Source organism: Amycolatopsis sp. NPDC049253 (genome assembly GCF_040678995.1).
In the GTDB taxonomy this organism is placed as follows: domain Bacteria; phylum Actinomycetota; class Actinomycetes; order Mycobacteriales; family Pseudonocardiaceae; genus Amycolatopsis.
On record NZ_JBFAQX010000019.1, the window covers coordinates 19,934 to 33,406 of the forward strand.

Genomic DNA, 13,473 nt, shown 5'->3' on the forward strand with positions numbered 1-13,473 from the left:
GATGGGCGTCGCGCAGTTCTTCGACGCGAAGCTGTTCATCAGCGCCACCATCACGCTCATCGTGATCATGGACCCGCCGGGCACGGTGCCGGTGTTCCTGAGCCTGGTCGGCCGCAAGCCGATGGCCACGCGCGTGAAGGCGGCGCGCCAGGCCGTGCTGGTGTCGCTGCTGGTCATCACGCTGTTCGCTGTGGCCGGGCAGGCGATCCTCGCCTACCTCGGCATCGGCATCCCCGCGCTGCAGGGCGCCGGCGGCCTGCTGCTCCTGCTCATCGCGCTGCAGCTGCTCACGGGCAAGGGCGGCACCGAACCGGAGGCGGCCGACGACGTGAACGTCGCCCTCGTGCCGCTCGGTACGCCGCTGCTCGCCGGCCCGGGCGCCATCGCGGCGACGATCGTGTTCGTCCGCCAGGCCGACGGCCACCTCGGCGCCTACATCGCGCTGGGGTGCGCGATCGTCGCCGTGCACTTCGTGATCTACACGTGCATGCGCTTCTCGGGTGTGGTCATCCGGCTGATCAAGGAAAGCGGCATCACACTCGTCGCGAAGATCGCGGGTCTGCTGCTGGCGGCGATCGCCGTGGAGCTGGTGGCGAACTCCGTGAAGGGCTTCATCGCCGGGAACTTCTAGGCTCGGACAGGTCGCTCGCCGCGGCGTGGACCCGGCCGAGCAGGGTCAGCAGCCGCTCTCGCTCGGCGTCGCTGAAGCCGGCCGTGAGCTTGGTTTCCAGCTCATGCCGCTCGGCCTCCACCGGCTCCTGCAACGCGCGCCCGGCGTCGGTGAGCCACAGCCGTACCAACCGGTTGTCCTTCTCGTCGCGGCGGCGCGTGAGCAGGCCGGCGGCGGTCATCCGTGTAGCCATCTTCACGACGGTGGGCGTGGTGACCCGCACCTGCGCGGCGATCTCGCCGGGCGTGGCTCCGTCGTGAGCCCAGAGCGCGGCGAGCAGCACGTTCTGGCCCTCGTGCAGGCCGTGGGCGCGCATCGCCGCGTCGGAAAGCGCGCGGACCGTTTTGTGCGTCTTGCTGAACAGGTCGAGGAACTCCGGCATCACGCCTCTTCAATCGATTGACGGCTAATCATTTCCCGGCTAACGTTTCTCGGGAAGCCATTAGCTGGCAAACGACTTGGAGAACTCATGCTACTGGTCACCGGAGCCACCGGAAACATCGGTCGTGATCTCGTCCGCGAGCTGGCAGGGACGGACGTCCGTGCACTCACCCGCGATCCCGCTCGCGCGGCGGACCTGCGCGCGGAGGTCGTCGCCGGGGACCTGGAAGACCCGTCGACGCTGCCGGCGGTGTTCGCGGGGGTGGAGCGGTTCTTCCTGCTGACACCCGGGCTGGGCACTTCCGGCGTGGCCAACGCTCTCGCGGCGGCACGCGAGGCCGGCGTACGGCACGTCGTGCACCTGTCATCGAGCAACGTGCTCGGCCATCCGATGCCGATGATGGGCCGGTGGCACCACGAGCGCGAGGAGCTCGTGCGGGCGTCGGGGATCCCGTTCACGATCCTGCGGCCGGGCGGGTTCATGCTGAACGCGTTGGAGTGGCGGGAAGCCGTCCGCGCGGGCTACGTGCTGGACGCCTTGGGGCCCGGCCGGTTCGCGCCGATCGACACGGCGGACATAGCGGCGGTGGCGGCTCGGGTGCTGACCTCGGACGGGCACGAGGGCGCCGCGTATGTGCTGGACGGTGGCGAGCTGATGACGGTGGCGGAGCAGGTGGCGATTCTGTCCAGGGCGCTGGGGCGCTCGATCGAAGTGCGGGAGCCTGCTTCGCCGGAGGAGATCGTGCGGTCGCGTTTCCCCGCGGGCGCGCCGCCGGCCCTCGCCGAGGCGTTGCTGGAGACCGCGGCGCTCATGCGCGCCGACGTCGAAGGTTCGCGCACCGACACGGTTTCGCGGCTGCTGGGGCGTGAGCCGCGGACGTTCGCCGCGTGGTGTGAGCGCAATGCGGCGGCGTTCGGTTGAGAGCCGCCCCCGCGCCGGAAAGTGTCGGTGGTGGTGCGTAGCGTGGGCGCCGAAACCGAACGGGGGTCGTGTGAAGGAACAGCTGGGGTTCGATTTCGGCGTCGAGCAGCCGCAGCGGCTCACGAAGGTGTCGCCGGCGCGGCTGAGCACGTTCGAGGACTGCCCGCGCCGTTACCGCCTGAGTTACCTGCAGCGGCCCACGCCGCAACGCACCGGCCCGTGGGCGCACAGCACGCTGGGCGCGGTGGTGCACAACGCGTTGCGGGCGTTGTTCGACCTGCCCGCGGCCAAGCGCACCGCGCAGCGCGCGATGGCGCTCGTGGGCGAGTACTGGAAGGACGCCGGGTTCGAGGACGCCGAGCAGGCCGCGCGGTACCGGGCGCGGGCCAAGGGCTGGGTCGGGGAGTACGTGGAGGACCACGACGTCACCGAAGACCCGATCGGCCTCGAGCGCTGGGTGTCCGCGCCGGTCAGCACCACGGGCGGGCAGCCCACGATGATCATCGAGGGCCGCGCCGACCGCATCGACCAGCGCGGCGGCGAACTGGTGATCGTGGACTACAAGACGGGCCGGCGCGCCCCCGACGAGTACGAGGCCCGCGCTTCGCAGGCGTTGGCCATGTACGCGGTGGCTTCGTCGCGCACACTTCGCATGCCCTGCACCAAGGTCGAGCTCCACCACCTCCCCACCGGCACGATCGCCGCGGCCGAACACACCCCCGACTCGCTCCGCCGCCACCTCCAACGCGCCGAGGAAACCGCGGGCGACTTGCGCCTGGCCACGGATACCCTCGACGCGGGCGCCGACGGCGACGCCCTGTTCCCCGCCCGCCCCGACCGCCGCTGCTCCTGGTGCGACTTCCGCCCGAGCTGCGCGGAAGGCCAGCAGGCCGCGCCCGCGGCCCAGCCGTGGGACCTCCTGGCGCCCTGACCGCCCTCCCTTCGAGCCGACGATTGGACGGATCCCCACCGTGGCCTCACCCGAGACCGAGGAACTGACCACCGCCCCCGTGGCCGCGGCGGACGTCGCCGCTGGTGCTGCCCGTGACGCCGAGGTGCCGGACGCCGCCCACGCCGCCTCGACCGAGGTTGACGAGCACGGTGCGGGTCCGGAAGCTCTTCCGGAAGCGTCGGTCGCCGAGTCGCCGGCCGTTGACGCCGAGCCCGACCCGGCCACGACGACGCACGCGGCCGAGCACGCGCCTGTCGCGGCGCCACAGCGGATCGAGGCCGAGGGAACGGGGAAGCCGCGCGGACGGTGGTGGCGCGGGTTCACCGGGTCGATCGCCGCGGGGCTGGCCGTGCTGGCAGTGGGGGTGCTGGGTGTCGCCGTGGTCTGCCTCGCCACCGGGGCGCCCGGGCCGAGCGTGCTGCTGCTGGTAGGACACCCCGTCGCCGCGGTGGTCGCGTTGGTGCTGCAGCGGGTCGCGGATCGGCGCTACGGCCGCGCCGCCGGCCTGGCGGGCCTCGGAGTGCTGGTGGTCGCCTTCGTGGCGCTCACGGTGTTCTGGTGGGCCTGACGCCCCGTGCTGTCTGACGACGAAGCGGCGGAGCTGTACGACGTCCTCAACCACTGGGGCGACTTCCCCGCGGACCACTTCTACGGCGCCCTCGTCGAGAGCGCGCGGAACGTCCTCGACGTCGGCTGTGGCACCGGCGGGATGCTGCACCACGCTCGCGACCGAGGCCATCGAGGCCGGCTCGTCGGTCTCGATCCCGACCGCGCGGCGCTCGCCAGGGCCCGGCGGCGCACGGACGTCGAGTGGTGGGAAGGAACCGCCGCGGCGCTCAGCTCGGAGGCGGAGTTCGACCTCGTCACGATGACCGGCCACGCGTTCCAGTGCCTCACCGCCGACGACGACCTGCGCGACTCCCTCGCCGCCATCCGCCGCGCGCTACGGCCCGGCGGGCGGTTCGCGTTCGAGACGCGCCACCCGCGGGCAAAGGCTTGGGAGGACTGGACTCCCGCTCATCCCGTCACCGTCTCGCGGCCGCGCCCGTTGCGCCTGTGGCACGAGGTCGAGTCGGTCGTCGGTGATGTCGTCAGCTTCAGCGAGACCGCCGCGGACCCCGAAGGCACCGTGCTGCGCGTGGACCGTGCGTCGCTGAGGTTCCTCGGCCCGGCCGAGCTGGACGAGTTCCTCACCGCGGCGGGATTCGCCGTCGAGGAGCGGTTCGGGGACTGGGAACGCGGCCCCCTGACGGAGCGGAGCCGCGAGATCGTCACCGTCGCTAGCGCAGTGCGGCCACCACAGGGCCGCGCTGCTCAAGCAGCACCGGCCCCAAAGCCGTGAGCCGCACGACGCCGTTGTAGCCGCCGCGGTCGACGCCGACGGTGCGGATCGTGGAGCCGTTGGATTCGTTGAGCACGGCAAGGCCGCCGTTGATGGGAACGACGAGCTGGCGCGCGAAGGTGATGCCGGGGCCGCGGGTGCTGTCGAGGGTCCAGCGCGGGGTGAGGTCGTCGCGGGACAGAGCGACGGTCTTGCTGCCCGTGAACCAGTACACGCCGCTGTCGGTGCGGGTGGTCTGTTCGACGCCGCCGGCGGGGTCACCCGCCAGGTCACTGGCCGGCAGGTCCATGGGGTACGCGGAGCGCTCGTTGCCGTCCGGGCCGTAGATGACGAGGAGCTTCTGGTCGGGCAGCAGCACGGCCGTGAAGTCGCCCGACATGGCGATCACGCGGGCGCGCGAGCCGGCCAGGATGCTGCTGAAGACGACCTGCGGCTCGTCCTCCTGTTCGGCCGTGGCCTTGTAGACGGTGAGGCGGTCGTGGGGGTCACCGGGGCAGCGCTCGATCACGCCGACCTTATCGGCGGCCGCGGCGACCGTGCCGTAGGTGCAGCCCGTGCGCGGCTGCTTGTTCGGGTTGACCATGAACGGGACCTGGCCGTATTCCATGCTCTTCACGAGGTCGTCGCGCCAGGTGTCGAGCAGGTGCTTGCCGGTGGTGGTCACGTGGCTGCCGTCGCTGACGAGCTGGGTGCCGAGCTCCGCGTCGCCGTTGCGCTGGGCCGTGATCGCGCCCGTGGTGGGGTCGAGCTGCGTGACTTCGCTGCAGCCCATGGCCTTGTGGTACACCGCGTTCACGCGGCCCCACGCGGTGTCCACAGTGCACAGTTGCAGGTTCTCGCGCGTGTAGTGCCAGCGGATCTGCCCGGTGAGCGGGTCGCGGCCCGCGACCTCGCCGCCGTCGGCGGTGGTCACGGTGTCGCCCTCGCCGATCGGCACGGGCGTGGCCGAGCTGGGCGCCTGCCACAGCTGCGCCATCGAACCCGGTACGGCCGCGGGGGCCGACGGCAACGTCGGCGGCGTCGAAGCGAGCGCGCGGCTCGTGTGCAGGTTGTCGCTGTTCAACGCGACAACCAGAGCCACGGCCACCACGACCACGGCGATCAACGCCGCGATCACGCGGTCCCGCCCACGGTTCCACGGCGAGCGCCGCACGCGAACGGGAGGCCCCGTCACCGTGCTCGCAGAGCCCGGCGACGGGGGCAGAACGTCTTCAGTGCCGATGGGGCGGCGCGAAACCACCCCGGAGTCCGAAGGCGGGACGAAAGCCGGAACGTCCGGTTCAGACTGGTCCGGTGCGCCGTCCTCGTGGTCGCTCACGTACCTGACTCCCGCCGTCGGCTCCGCTGGTCCCCTCAGTCTGCCGACGCAGGTGTATCAGACGTCGCGGAGGGGCGGCGACGACGGCGCCGACGTGCCGGACGCTCACCCGTTTCTCCGGTTTCTCCCGAAGCCGAGGCCGACGCGGTGGCCGCACCGGCGGGACCGGTCGACTCCCCGCCACCGCCACCACGGGTGCGGCGACGCGAGCGCGTGCGCTCCTCACCCGAACCCGACGCAGCGGAGTCGGACGAAGCAGCAGCGTCCGCCTTCTCGATCGCCTCGGCCGCCTTCGCGCCACCGCGGGTGCGCTTGCGCGGAGCCCGCGTGCGCTTGCGCGGCGCGGCCTCCTCGGCGTCGGCGCCCCGGCCGCCACGGCCACGGCGCTTGCCGCCCAGGTCTTCTTCCTCCTCGGCGGCCAGCCCGGCGCGGGTCCGCTTCGCGAGCGGGAGCCGGCCGGTGGTGCCCTCCGGGATGCCGAGGTCGCTGAACAGGTGCGGCGACGACGAGTACGTCTCCACCGGCTCCGGCTTGTCCAGACCCAGCGTGTCGGAGATCAGCTTCCAGCGGGGGATCTCGTCCCAGTCGACGAGCGTGACCGCGACACCCGTGCGCCCCGCGCGGCCGGTGCGGCCGATGCGGTGGACGTAGGTCTTCTCGTCCTCGGGGCACTGGTAGTTGATGACGTGGGTGACGTCGTCGATGTCGATGCCGCGCGCGGCGACGTCGGTGGCCACCAGCACGTCGACCTTGCCCGAGCGGAACGCGCGCAGCGCCTGCTCGCGGGCGCCCTGGCCCAGGTCGCCGTGGACGGCGGCCGCGGCGAACCCGCGCTCCACCAGGTCGTCGGCCACCTTCTGCGCGGTGCGCTTGGTGCGGCTGAAGATCATGGTGAGCCCGCGGCCCTCGGCCTGCAGGATGCGGGCGATGACCTCGGGCTTGTCCATCGAGTGCGCCCGGTAGACGAACTGGGTGGTGCGCTCGTGGATCGCGCTCGCGTCGTTCTCTTCGGCGCGGATGTGCGTGGGCTGGCGCAGGAACGTGCGCGCCAGCGTGATGATCGGGCCCGGCATCGTGGCGGAGAACAGCATCGTCTGCCGCTCGTCCGGCACCATCCGCAGGATGCGCTCGATGTCGGGCAGGAAGCCCAGGTCGAGCATCTCGTCGGCCTCGTCGAGCACGAGCCCGCGGACCTTGCCCAGCACCAAGTGCTGCTGCTCGGCCAGGTCGAGCAGGCGGCCCGGGGTGCCGATCACGACGTCGACGCCCTTGCGCAGCGCCTCGATCTGGGGCTCGTACGGCCGGCCGCCGTAGATCGCCAGCGTGCGGATGCCGAGGTGCTTGCCGGCGCCCTTGAGGTCGTTGGCGACCTGGATGCACAGCTCGCGGGTCGGGACCACGACGAGCACCTGCGGGGTGCCGTCGCCGGGCACCTGCACGCGGTGCAGCAGCGGGACGCCGAAGCCCAGCGTCTTGCCCATGCCGGTGCGGGCCTGGCCGATGAGGTCGTCGCCCGCCATGGCCAGCGGGAGCGTGAGCGCCTGGATGGCGAACGTGCGCTCGATGCCGGCCTCACTCAGCGCCTTGACGATCTCCGGCTTCACGCCGAACGATGCGAACGTCGGCGCTTCCGGCTCGACCTCGACGCCCGCCTGGAGCGGGTGCGAGGTGTCGAGCGCGGCCGGCCCGGATTCGCTGTGCTCCAGCGCGACCGCGGGGGTGGTGGTTTCTTCGGTTGTGGACTGTTCTGCGGTCAGGGTGATCGCCTCTCTCGTGACCAGCGCGCACAGGCCGGTTGTCACTCGACACTCGACCGGGGGTCTGACGGGCACCGGAGTCTCGCTCGGCGCCGCAGCCGCCCTCCCGGGAATGCCGCTGGAGGCGTGCACGCACAATTGCGGCGAACCCCGGCAGCCCTGGTGGCGCCGGTCGCCCGCCTGTTTCCCGCAGCCAGAAGACGTGCGGAAGCCTTGTTTATCTCCCCCGCAGTGTACCTGGTCAGGAGTTTTTCAACAGTACCGGGCGCGACGGCGCGGCGTGGGATCGGTCTCTTCACGACGTCGACCACGGGTTCGGCGATACCCTCGTCGCCGTGACCGACCCGAAAGAGATCAGCGAAGGCGTCGTCGACCTGCTCGGCGTGATCGCCTATCTCGAGCTGTCCGCGTTCGACCGGATGGCCGAGGACGCCCGCACCGCGCCGACGCTCGCCGGCCGCGCCGCGCTCGCCTCCATGGCCGCGGCCGAGATCGGTCACTTCGACATGCTGTCGGCCCACCTCTCCGCCCACGGCGTGTCCGTCGACGACGCCATGCGCCCCTTCGTGGCGCAGGTCGACGCGTGGCACGCCTCCACGCGGCCCAAGTCGTGGCTGGAATCGCTGGTCAAGGCCTACGTCGGCGACGGCCTCGCGGCGGACCTCTACCGCGAGATCGCCAGCTGGCTCGACCCGGAGACGAAGGACCTGGTCCTCACCGTCCTCGCCGACACGGGTCATTCCGCGTTCGCCGAGCGCGAAGTCGCGGCGGGCATCAAGGCCGATCCGAAGACGCGCGACAAGCTCGCCCTGTGGGGCCGGCGGCTGCTCGGTGAGGCCCTCACGCAGGCCCAGTACGTGGTCGCCGAACGCGATGGCCTGGCCGAACTCATCGTTTCCGGCTCCGGCGACCTGTCGGGAATCGGCGGGTTGTTCCGGCGGTTGCAGCAGGGGCACACGAAGCGCATGCAGGCGCTCGGTCTGGGCTGAAGTGCCGGTTCACCACGCGGTGGCGCGACACCGCAGCGCTGCGGTTGGGCTAGCCTTGCCAGGCGTAACGACAACGAATTTCCAGCGGAGGTCCCACGTGGAGGTCAAGATCGGCATCAAGGACACGCCGCGCGAGCTGGTGGTGTCCAGTGGCCAGACCGCCGACGAGGTGGAGAAGCTGGTCGCCGAGGCCCTGACGGCCGGTGACGGGCTCTTCCGCCTCAACGACGAGAAGGGCCGCAAGTACATCGTCCCGTCCGACCGCATCGCGTACGTCGAGATCGCCCCCTCGGACGTCCGCAAGGTCGGCTTCGGCGTCGGCGACTGAGGTCTCACGACTGAGCCGCTCCGGGCCCGCGCCCGGGGCGGCTTTTTCGTGCCCGGGTTCCCCGGGCCGGGCGGTTGCTTCACCGCATCGGTGCCCGGCGTCCTGCCGGCCCAGTCGGACGCCGAGGTGGTGACTGGGGAGGTCGCCGAGCAGGTGCGGGAGACGGTGGTCGCGAAGGTGCCCGAGGTGCGGCCGTTCCTGGCGATTCCGGTGGAGACGGTGCCCCTGCACGTCAGGCAGTGGCGGGCCACCGATGTCGTGAGCGGGTGGCTACCGGGCCGGGAGCTGCCCGGGCCGCGAGTTGGCAGCTGACGCCCGCGAGGGGCCGCTCCGAGCGGGGCGGCCCCCTCGCGGTCGCAGGTCAGGCGGACGCGCAAAGGCCAGGCGGTCGCCGCTCGGCTCAGGCAGTCGCCGCTTCGACCTCGGCCAGGCTTGTCGGCACCGAAAACGGCGGCGTGGACGTCCCCATGAGCCGGTAGCGCCCCCACGGGTCGGGATCCGAAAGCTCACCGTCGGCCGAACGGTCCTCCACCCGAACCGTGCACGCCTTCTTCCGGCCGCCCACCGCCGCGGACAGCTCGCGCGACGCGGAAACCCGCCCGTACCAGTGGTAGTAGCCGTCGATCGGCTGGAAGTAGCCGCGCAGATCGACCTGCACGACCATTTCGACACCGTCGACGACGAGGGTCGCGGGGCCGGCGTAACCGTCTTCGTCGCTCATGAAAAGCCTCCCGAACGAAAGAAACGAACTCAGCCCGCGTCGCTGTCCGCCGGGGCGTCGGTCTTGGCGCGTCCGAGCTGGACGACCTTGTTCTCCTCCAGCGGCAGGTTCGGGTCGATCACCACGCCGTGCTGGCGGGTGAGCCCGTCGATGGCCGCCCAGATGATCTGCGTGAGGTACTCGACCACGGAGTCGCGGCTCATGGAGCGGCGGTCGAGCCACCACTCGCCCGTGCTCTGGACCATGCCGACGATCCCGTGCGCCCACGGTTCCGCCGCGCCCGAGTCCATGGCGAACATGCGCATGTAGTCGCCGAGCAGGGCGGTCAGCGCGGTGGCGATGACCTCCTTGTCCTCCGCGACGACGTCGGCGTCGCTCACCGTCTTCTCCTGCAGGCCGCCGCGGGCCAGCAGGCGGTAGAGGTTCGGGTGCTCCTCGATCACGGAGAAGAACGCGTCCAGTGCCATCCGGATGCGCGGCACGGGCGCGAGCTCCGCGTTGATCGCCGGGATCAGGCGCTCGAAGAGGATCTCCGTGCCGCGCTGCCCGAGGGCCACGTACAGGTCGGCCTTGTCCTCGAAGTGCCGGTACAGCACGGGTTTCGTGACGCCGGCCTCGGCCGCGACGTCCTCCATCCCCAGGTCCGGACCGTGGCTGTCGAGCGCCCGCAGCGCGGCCTCCACGAACTCCGCCCGGCGCGCGATGCGGTGCTTGCGCCACCGGTCCCGCCGGGCGTCACCGGTCGCGGCTTCCCCCGATGCCGGGTGCTTGCCGGACTGCTTGCTGGAGCGCTTGACACGTTCGATCACCCGGGTCATGCTACCAGAGGTAACTGTTACCTCAAGTTACAGCTATAAGAGAAAGGGCACGCGATGACGCGGACGCTCAAGGAGACCGACCGGGAGAAGACCGCCGACCGGCTGCTGAAGTCTTCGGCGAACAAGTTCTACGACCCCGACGTCGACATCGACTGGGACGCACCGCTCGTCGACGGCAAGCACTACATCCTCCCCGAGCGCTCGTCGCTCTACGGCACGAAACTCTGGGACACCCTCACCTCCGAGCAGCGGATCGAGCTCGGCAAGCACGAGGTCGCGAGCGTCGCGACGACCGGCCTGTGGTTCGAGATCCTCCTGATGCAGATGCTGCTCAAGGAGGTTTACGAAGAGGACCCCACGAGCTCGCACGCGCAGTTCGCCCTCACCGAGATCGCCGACGAGTGCCGCCACTCCACGATGTTCGCGCGCATGGCCGCGCGCATCGGCTGCCCCGCCTACGGCCCGGTGCCGGCCCTGCGCCAGTTCGCCAAGCTCATGCCCACGATCTCCTACGGCCCCGCCCGCTACGGCGCGATCCTCGTGGCCGAGGAGGTGCTCGACCGCCTGCAGCGCGAGCAGATGGTGGACGAGAACGTGCAGCCGCTGGTGCGCATGGTCAACCGCATCCATGTACTCGAAGAAGCGCGCCACGTGACCTTCGCGCGCGAAGAGGTCACGCGCGGGATGGCCAAGCTGGGCAAGCACGAGATCGCGTACCAGCAGTTCATCATCGCGCTGATCTCGTACTTCGTCACGCGCGCGTTCATCAACCCCAACGTCTACAAGGCCGTCGGCATCCGCCCGCGCGACGGCGTCGAAGCAGCGCTGAACAACCCGCACTGGCGCGCGACGATCGCGTGGGCCGGCGAGAAGATCATGCCGTTCCTGCAGGAGTCGGGCCTGGTCGGCTTGCCGGGGCGCTACTTCTGGAAGAAGTCGTTCCTGCTGCCGGAGGGCAAGTGACCACCCTCGAACGGCTCCGCAACCCTTCGCGGGAGCACCGGTTCGTGACCGGTGACGGAGCCGCGTTGCACGTGGTGGGGTCCGGTCCGGCGGACGCGCCGGTCACGCTCGTGCCGGTGCACGGCTGGACGCAGGACCACCGCACGTGGGACGGCGTCGTCCGGCACCTCGGACCTGCCACGCGGGTGGTGCGCTACGACCTGCGTGGCCACGGGGGATCGTCGCCGGCTCGACGGGGGACGGCGACGATCCCGCGACTCGCGGACGACCTCGCCGAGCTGATCGCCGAACGCGTGCCGAACGGACCGCTCGTGCTGGCGGGCCACTCGATGGGCGGCATGACGATCATGGCGCTCGCCGAACGTCATCCGGAACTGGTGAAGGCGCGCGTGGCCGGCGTCGCGTTCGTGGCCACGTCGTCGGGCCAGATGGACCGGATCACGCTGGGGCTGCCGGGGCTGGCCGGGGCGATGTCGGCGCGGTTCGAGCGGCGGCTGGCCAAGGCGCTGGCGCACCGCAAGGGCGAACGGCTGCCGTTGAGCCCGGCGATGGTGCGGTCCGGCGCGCGGTTCCTGGTGTTCGGCGACAAACCGAAGCGCGGCGATGTGAACAGCGTCGTCGACCAGCTGCTGTGCGCGCATCCGGCGAGCCTGGGCGAGTTCCAGGACGCGATCTCCGTGCACGACTGCCGCGTGGCCCTGCGCGCGCTGCGGACCGTGCCCGCGGTGGTGCTGGCGGGGGAGAAGGACCGGCTGTGCCCGCTGCCGCACGCGAAGGTGATCGCCGACGAGCTGCCCGACGCCGAGTACGTCCGCTACCCGGGTGCCGGGCACATGCTTCCGCAGGAGCGCGCGGCCGAAGTCGCCACGCGCATCAAAAGCCTGCTCAACGCCGCTATGACCCTTGCCCAACAAGGGACTTCAAGGCCGTGACCGTCGCGGGCACATCCTCGAACACGGGGGTGTGTCCAGTGTCCACTGTGGTCAGTTCCGCGCCGGGCAGGTGCTCCGCCAGGTATCGCGCGTCAGCCACGGACCGCGCCCGGTCGTGGACGCCGTGCAGCACCCGCACGGGACACCGGATCGACGCGAGCTCCGGCGTGAGGTCGAGATCACGCTGGCTGGTCAGCACCTCGAGCGCGGCCTCCTGCGGCACGCGCGCGGCGTACGCGAGCAGGTCGTCACGCAGCTCCGCCGGCAACGGTGAAGCGAACGACCGGTCCAGCACCGCCGCGTGCAGCTCCGGCCCCCAGGCCTGCGCGATCGTCGTCAGGATCCCGTCGACGTCACCGTGGCCCCGCATGTGCGCGCCGGTGTTCGCGAGCAGCAGCCCGGCCACCAGCTCGGGGTGCTTCGCCGTGAGCCGCAACGCGATGCAGCCACCCGTGGAATGCCCGACGAGCAGCACCGGCCGGTCGATCCGAGCCGCGATCCGCTCGGCCACGTCGTCGATCCGCCACGGCCCGGGCGCCGACATCCAGTCCACGGCGTGCACGACACCCGGCCACGCCCGCGCGAGCGGACCGAAGACCGCCGGGCTGCAGAGCGTGCCGGGGACGGCCACCACGAGCGGGGCCAAGCGCGTCAGCCGTCCTTGAGCGGGAAGCCACCGCCGATGCCGCGCCACGCGAGGTTGGCCGTGAGCGCCACGGCTTCCTCCTGGGACATCGCCTGGTTGTGCTGAAGCCAGTAGCGCGCGGAGACCTGCGACATGCCCACGAGGCCGACGGCCAGCAGCCGGGCCTTGTGGTCGTCGAGCCCGGCGTCGGCGGTGATGGTCTCGGTGATGGCCTCGACACTCGCCGAAGTCGCACGGTCCACCGCTTCCTGCACGGCCGGCTCGCCGCGCAGGTCGCTTTCGAAGACCATCCGGAACGCGCCGGCGTCTTCACTCACGAAGTCGAAGAAGGCACCGACGGTGGCCGGCACGCGCTGGCGGTTGTCGCTCGTCGAGTCGAGCGCCCCCTTCACGCGGCTCACCAAGTCGTCGACGTGGCTTTCGAGCAGCGCGATGTAGAGGTCGAGCTTGCCGGGGAAGTGCTGGTACAGCACGGGCTTGCTGACGCCCGCCTCCTCGGCGATCTCGTCCATGGCCGCGGCGTGGTAGCCGTTTTCGGCGAAGACGCGTTGCGCGGCCGTCAGCAGCTGGGCGCGGCGTTCGGTCCTGGGCAGCCGGACGCCTCGTTGCTGCAGTCGCGCCATTTCCGTCATTCTTCCTCCCGTCCACGGCTTCGCCGGGCAGTAGCACCGCCGCGTGAAGCGGGTTTGAGATTACTCGCGGGTACGCCTGAAACGCCAAGTGTCGGGCATCCT

17 protein-coding genes are annotated in these 13,473 nt (G+C 71.1%); 10 read left to right on the forward strand and 7 right to left on the reverse strand.

The window, feature by feature from the left end; genetic code table 11:
• The first annotated feature begins 1 nt into the window (after position 1).
• Positions 2-631 (forward strand): MarC family protein, encoded by a 630-nt coding sequence (locus tag AB0K15_RS32800; RefSeq protein WP_364059240.1) that lies wholly within the window; start codon positions 2-4, stop codon positions 629-631.
• Here AB0K15_RS32800 and AB0K15_RS32805 read toward each other — a convergent pair.
• Positions 612-1,052 carry a MarR family transcriptional regulator gene (locus AB0K15_RS32805; RefSeq protein WP_364059243.1) on the reverse strand — a complete coding sequence of 147 codons (441 nt, stop codon included), beginning with the start codon at positions 1,050-1,052 and terminating at the stop codon, positions 612-614. The genes AB0K15_RS32800 and AB0K15_RS32805 overlap by 20 nt on opposite strands.
• A gap of 87 nt (positions 1,053-1,139) precedes the next feature.
• Here AB0K15_RS32805 and AB0K15_RS32810 point away from each other — a divergent pair, with 87 nt between their 5' ends.
• From AB0K15_RS32810 to AB0K15_RS32825, 4 genes are all read left to right on the forward strand, one after another.
• Entirely contained in the window at positions 1,140-1,973 is an 834-nt protein-coding gene (locus AB0K15_RS32810; RefSeq protein ID WP_364059246.1) for an NAD(P)H-binding protein, read from the forward strand.
• A gap of 70 nt (positions 1,974-2,043) precedes the next feature.
• A complete protein-coding gene (locus AB0K15_RS32815) occupies positions 2,044-2,904 on the forward strand; it encodes a PD-(D/E)XK nuclease family protein (protein WP_364059249.1) in 861 nt (286 codons plus the stop codon).
• Between the two features lie 40 nt (positions 2,905-2,944).
• The gene (locus tag AB0K15_RS32820; RefSeq protein ID WP_364059252.1) at positions 2,945-3,493 is read left to right on the forward strand and encodes a hypothetical protein; all 549 of its coding nucleotides are present in this window, start codon (positions 2,945-2,947) and stop codon (positions 3,491-3,493) included.
• A gap of 6 nt (positions 3,494-3,499) precedes the next feature.
• Entirely contained in the window at positions 3,500-4,267 is a 768-nt protein-coding gene (locus tag AB0K15_RS32825) for a class I SAM-dependent methyltransferase (protein WP_364059255.1), read from the forward strand.
• Here AB0K15_RS32825 and AB0K15_RS32830 read toward each other — a convergent pair.
• Together AB0K15_RS32830 and AB0K15_RS32835 are read right to left on the reverse strand one after the other, a co-directional pair.
• Complete coding sequence (locus tag AB0K15_RS32830) at positions 4,206-5,585, reverse strand: hypothetical protein (RefSeq protein ID WP_364059258.1); 1,380 nt, start codon at positions 5,583-5,585, stop codon at positions 4,206-4,208. The two genes, AB0K15_RS32825 and AB0K15_RS32830, sit on opposite strands and share 62 nt — an antisense overlap.
• A 35-nt stretch (positions 5,586-5,620) precedes the next feature.
• Complete coding sequence (locus AB0K15_RS32835; RefSeq protein WP_364059261.1) at positions 5,621-7,387, reverse strand: DEAD/DEAH box helicase; 1,767 nt, start codon at positions 7,385-7,387, stop codon at positions 5,621-5,623.
• A 290-nt stretch (positions 7,388-7,677) separates the two neighbouring features.
• On the opposite strand from AB0K15_RS32835, the gene AB0K15_RS32840 reads away from it, so the two are divergent.
• The 3 genes from AB0K15_RS32840 to AB0K15_RS32850 all read left to right on the forward strand — a co-directional run bounded on the left by AB0K15_RS32840 (position 7,678) and on the right by AB0K15_RS32850 (position 8,971).
• On the forward strand, positions 7,678-8,331 hold the full coding sequence (locus AB0K15_RS32840; RefSeq protein WP_364059264.1) for a ferritin-like fold-containing protein: 654 nt from the start codon (positions 7,678-7,680) through the stop codon (positions 8,329-8,331).
• 97 nt (positions 8,332-8,428) lie between these two features.
• Positions 8,429-8,659 (forward strand): DUF3107 domain-containing protein, encoded by a 231-nt coding sequence (locus tag AB0K15_RS32845; protein ID WP_220246448.1) that lies wholly within the window; start codon positions 8,429-8,431, stop codon positions 8,657-8,659.
• Positions 8,660-8,749: 90 nt separating this feature from the next.
• Positions 8,750-8,971 carry a hypothetical protein gene (locus AB0K15_RS32850; protein ID WP_364059267.1) on the forward strand — a complete coding sequence of 74 codons (222 nt, stop codon included), beginning with the start codon at positions 8,750-8,752 and terminating at the stop codon, positions 8,969-8,971.
• 88 nt (positions 8,972-9,059) lie between these two features.
• Here the strand turns inward: AB0K15_RS32850 and AB0K15_RS32855 are convergent, their stop codons facing one another.
• Positions 9,060-9,380 (reverse strand): DUF4873 domain-containing protein, encoded by a 321-nt coding sequence (locus AB0K15_RS32855; protein ID WP_364059270.1) that lies wholly within the window; start codon positions 9,378-9,380, stop codon positions 9,060-9,062.
• 29 nt (positions 9,381-9,409) lie between these two features.
• The gene (locus AB0K15_RS32860; protein ID WP_364059273.1) at positions 9,410-10,198 is read right to left on the reverse strand and encodes a TetR/AcrR family transcriptional regulator; all 789 of its coding nucleotides are present in this window, start codon (positions 10,196-10,198) and stop codon (positions 9,410-9,412) included.
• A 54-nt stretch (positions 10,199-10,252) separates the two neighbouring features.
• Between AB0K15_RS32860 and AB0K15_RS32865 the strand changes: the two genes are divergently transcribed.
• Both AB0K15_RS32865 and AB0K15_RS32870 read left to right on the forward strand, forming a co-directional pair.
• Positions 10,253-11,161 carry a diiron oxygenase gene (locus AB0K15_RS32865; protein WP_364059276.1) on the forward strand — a complete coding sequence of 303 codons (909 nt, stop codon included), beginning with the start codon at positions 10,253-10,255 and terminating at the stop codon, positions 11,159-11,161.
• On the forward strand, positions 11,158-12,093 hold the full coding sequence (locus tag AB0K15_RS32870) for an alpha/beta hydrolase (RefSeq protein ID WP_364059279.1): 936 nt from the start codon (positions 11,158-11,160) through the stop codon (positions 12,091-12,093). Before AB0K15_RS32865 ends, AB0K15_RS32870 begins: the two co-directional genes overlap by 4 nt.
• Here the strand turns inward: AB0K15_RS32870 and AB0K15_RS32875 are convergent.
• Entirely contained in the window at positions 12,056-12,739 is a 684-nt protein-coding gene (locus AB0K15_RS32875) for an alpha/beta hydrolase (RefSeq protein WP_364059282.1), read from the reverse strand. The genes AB0K15_RS32870 and AB0K15_RS32875 overlap by 38 nt on opposite strands.
• A gap of 5 nt (positions 12,740-12,744) precedes the next feature.
• On the reverse strand, positions 12,745-13,371 hold the full coding sequence (locus AB0K15_RS32880; RefSeq protein WP_364059285.1) for a TetR/AcrR family transcriptional regulator: 627 nt from the start codon (positions 13,369-13,371) through the stop codon (positions 12,745-12,747).
• Positions 13,372-13,473: the final 102 nt, after the last annotated feature.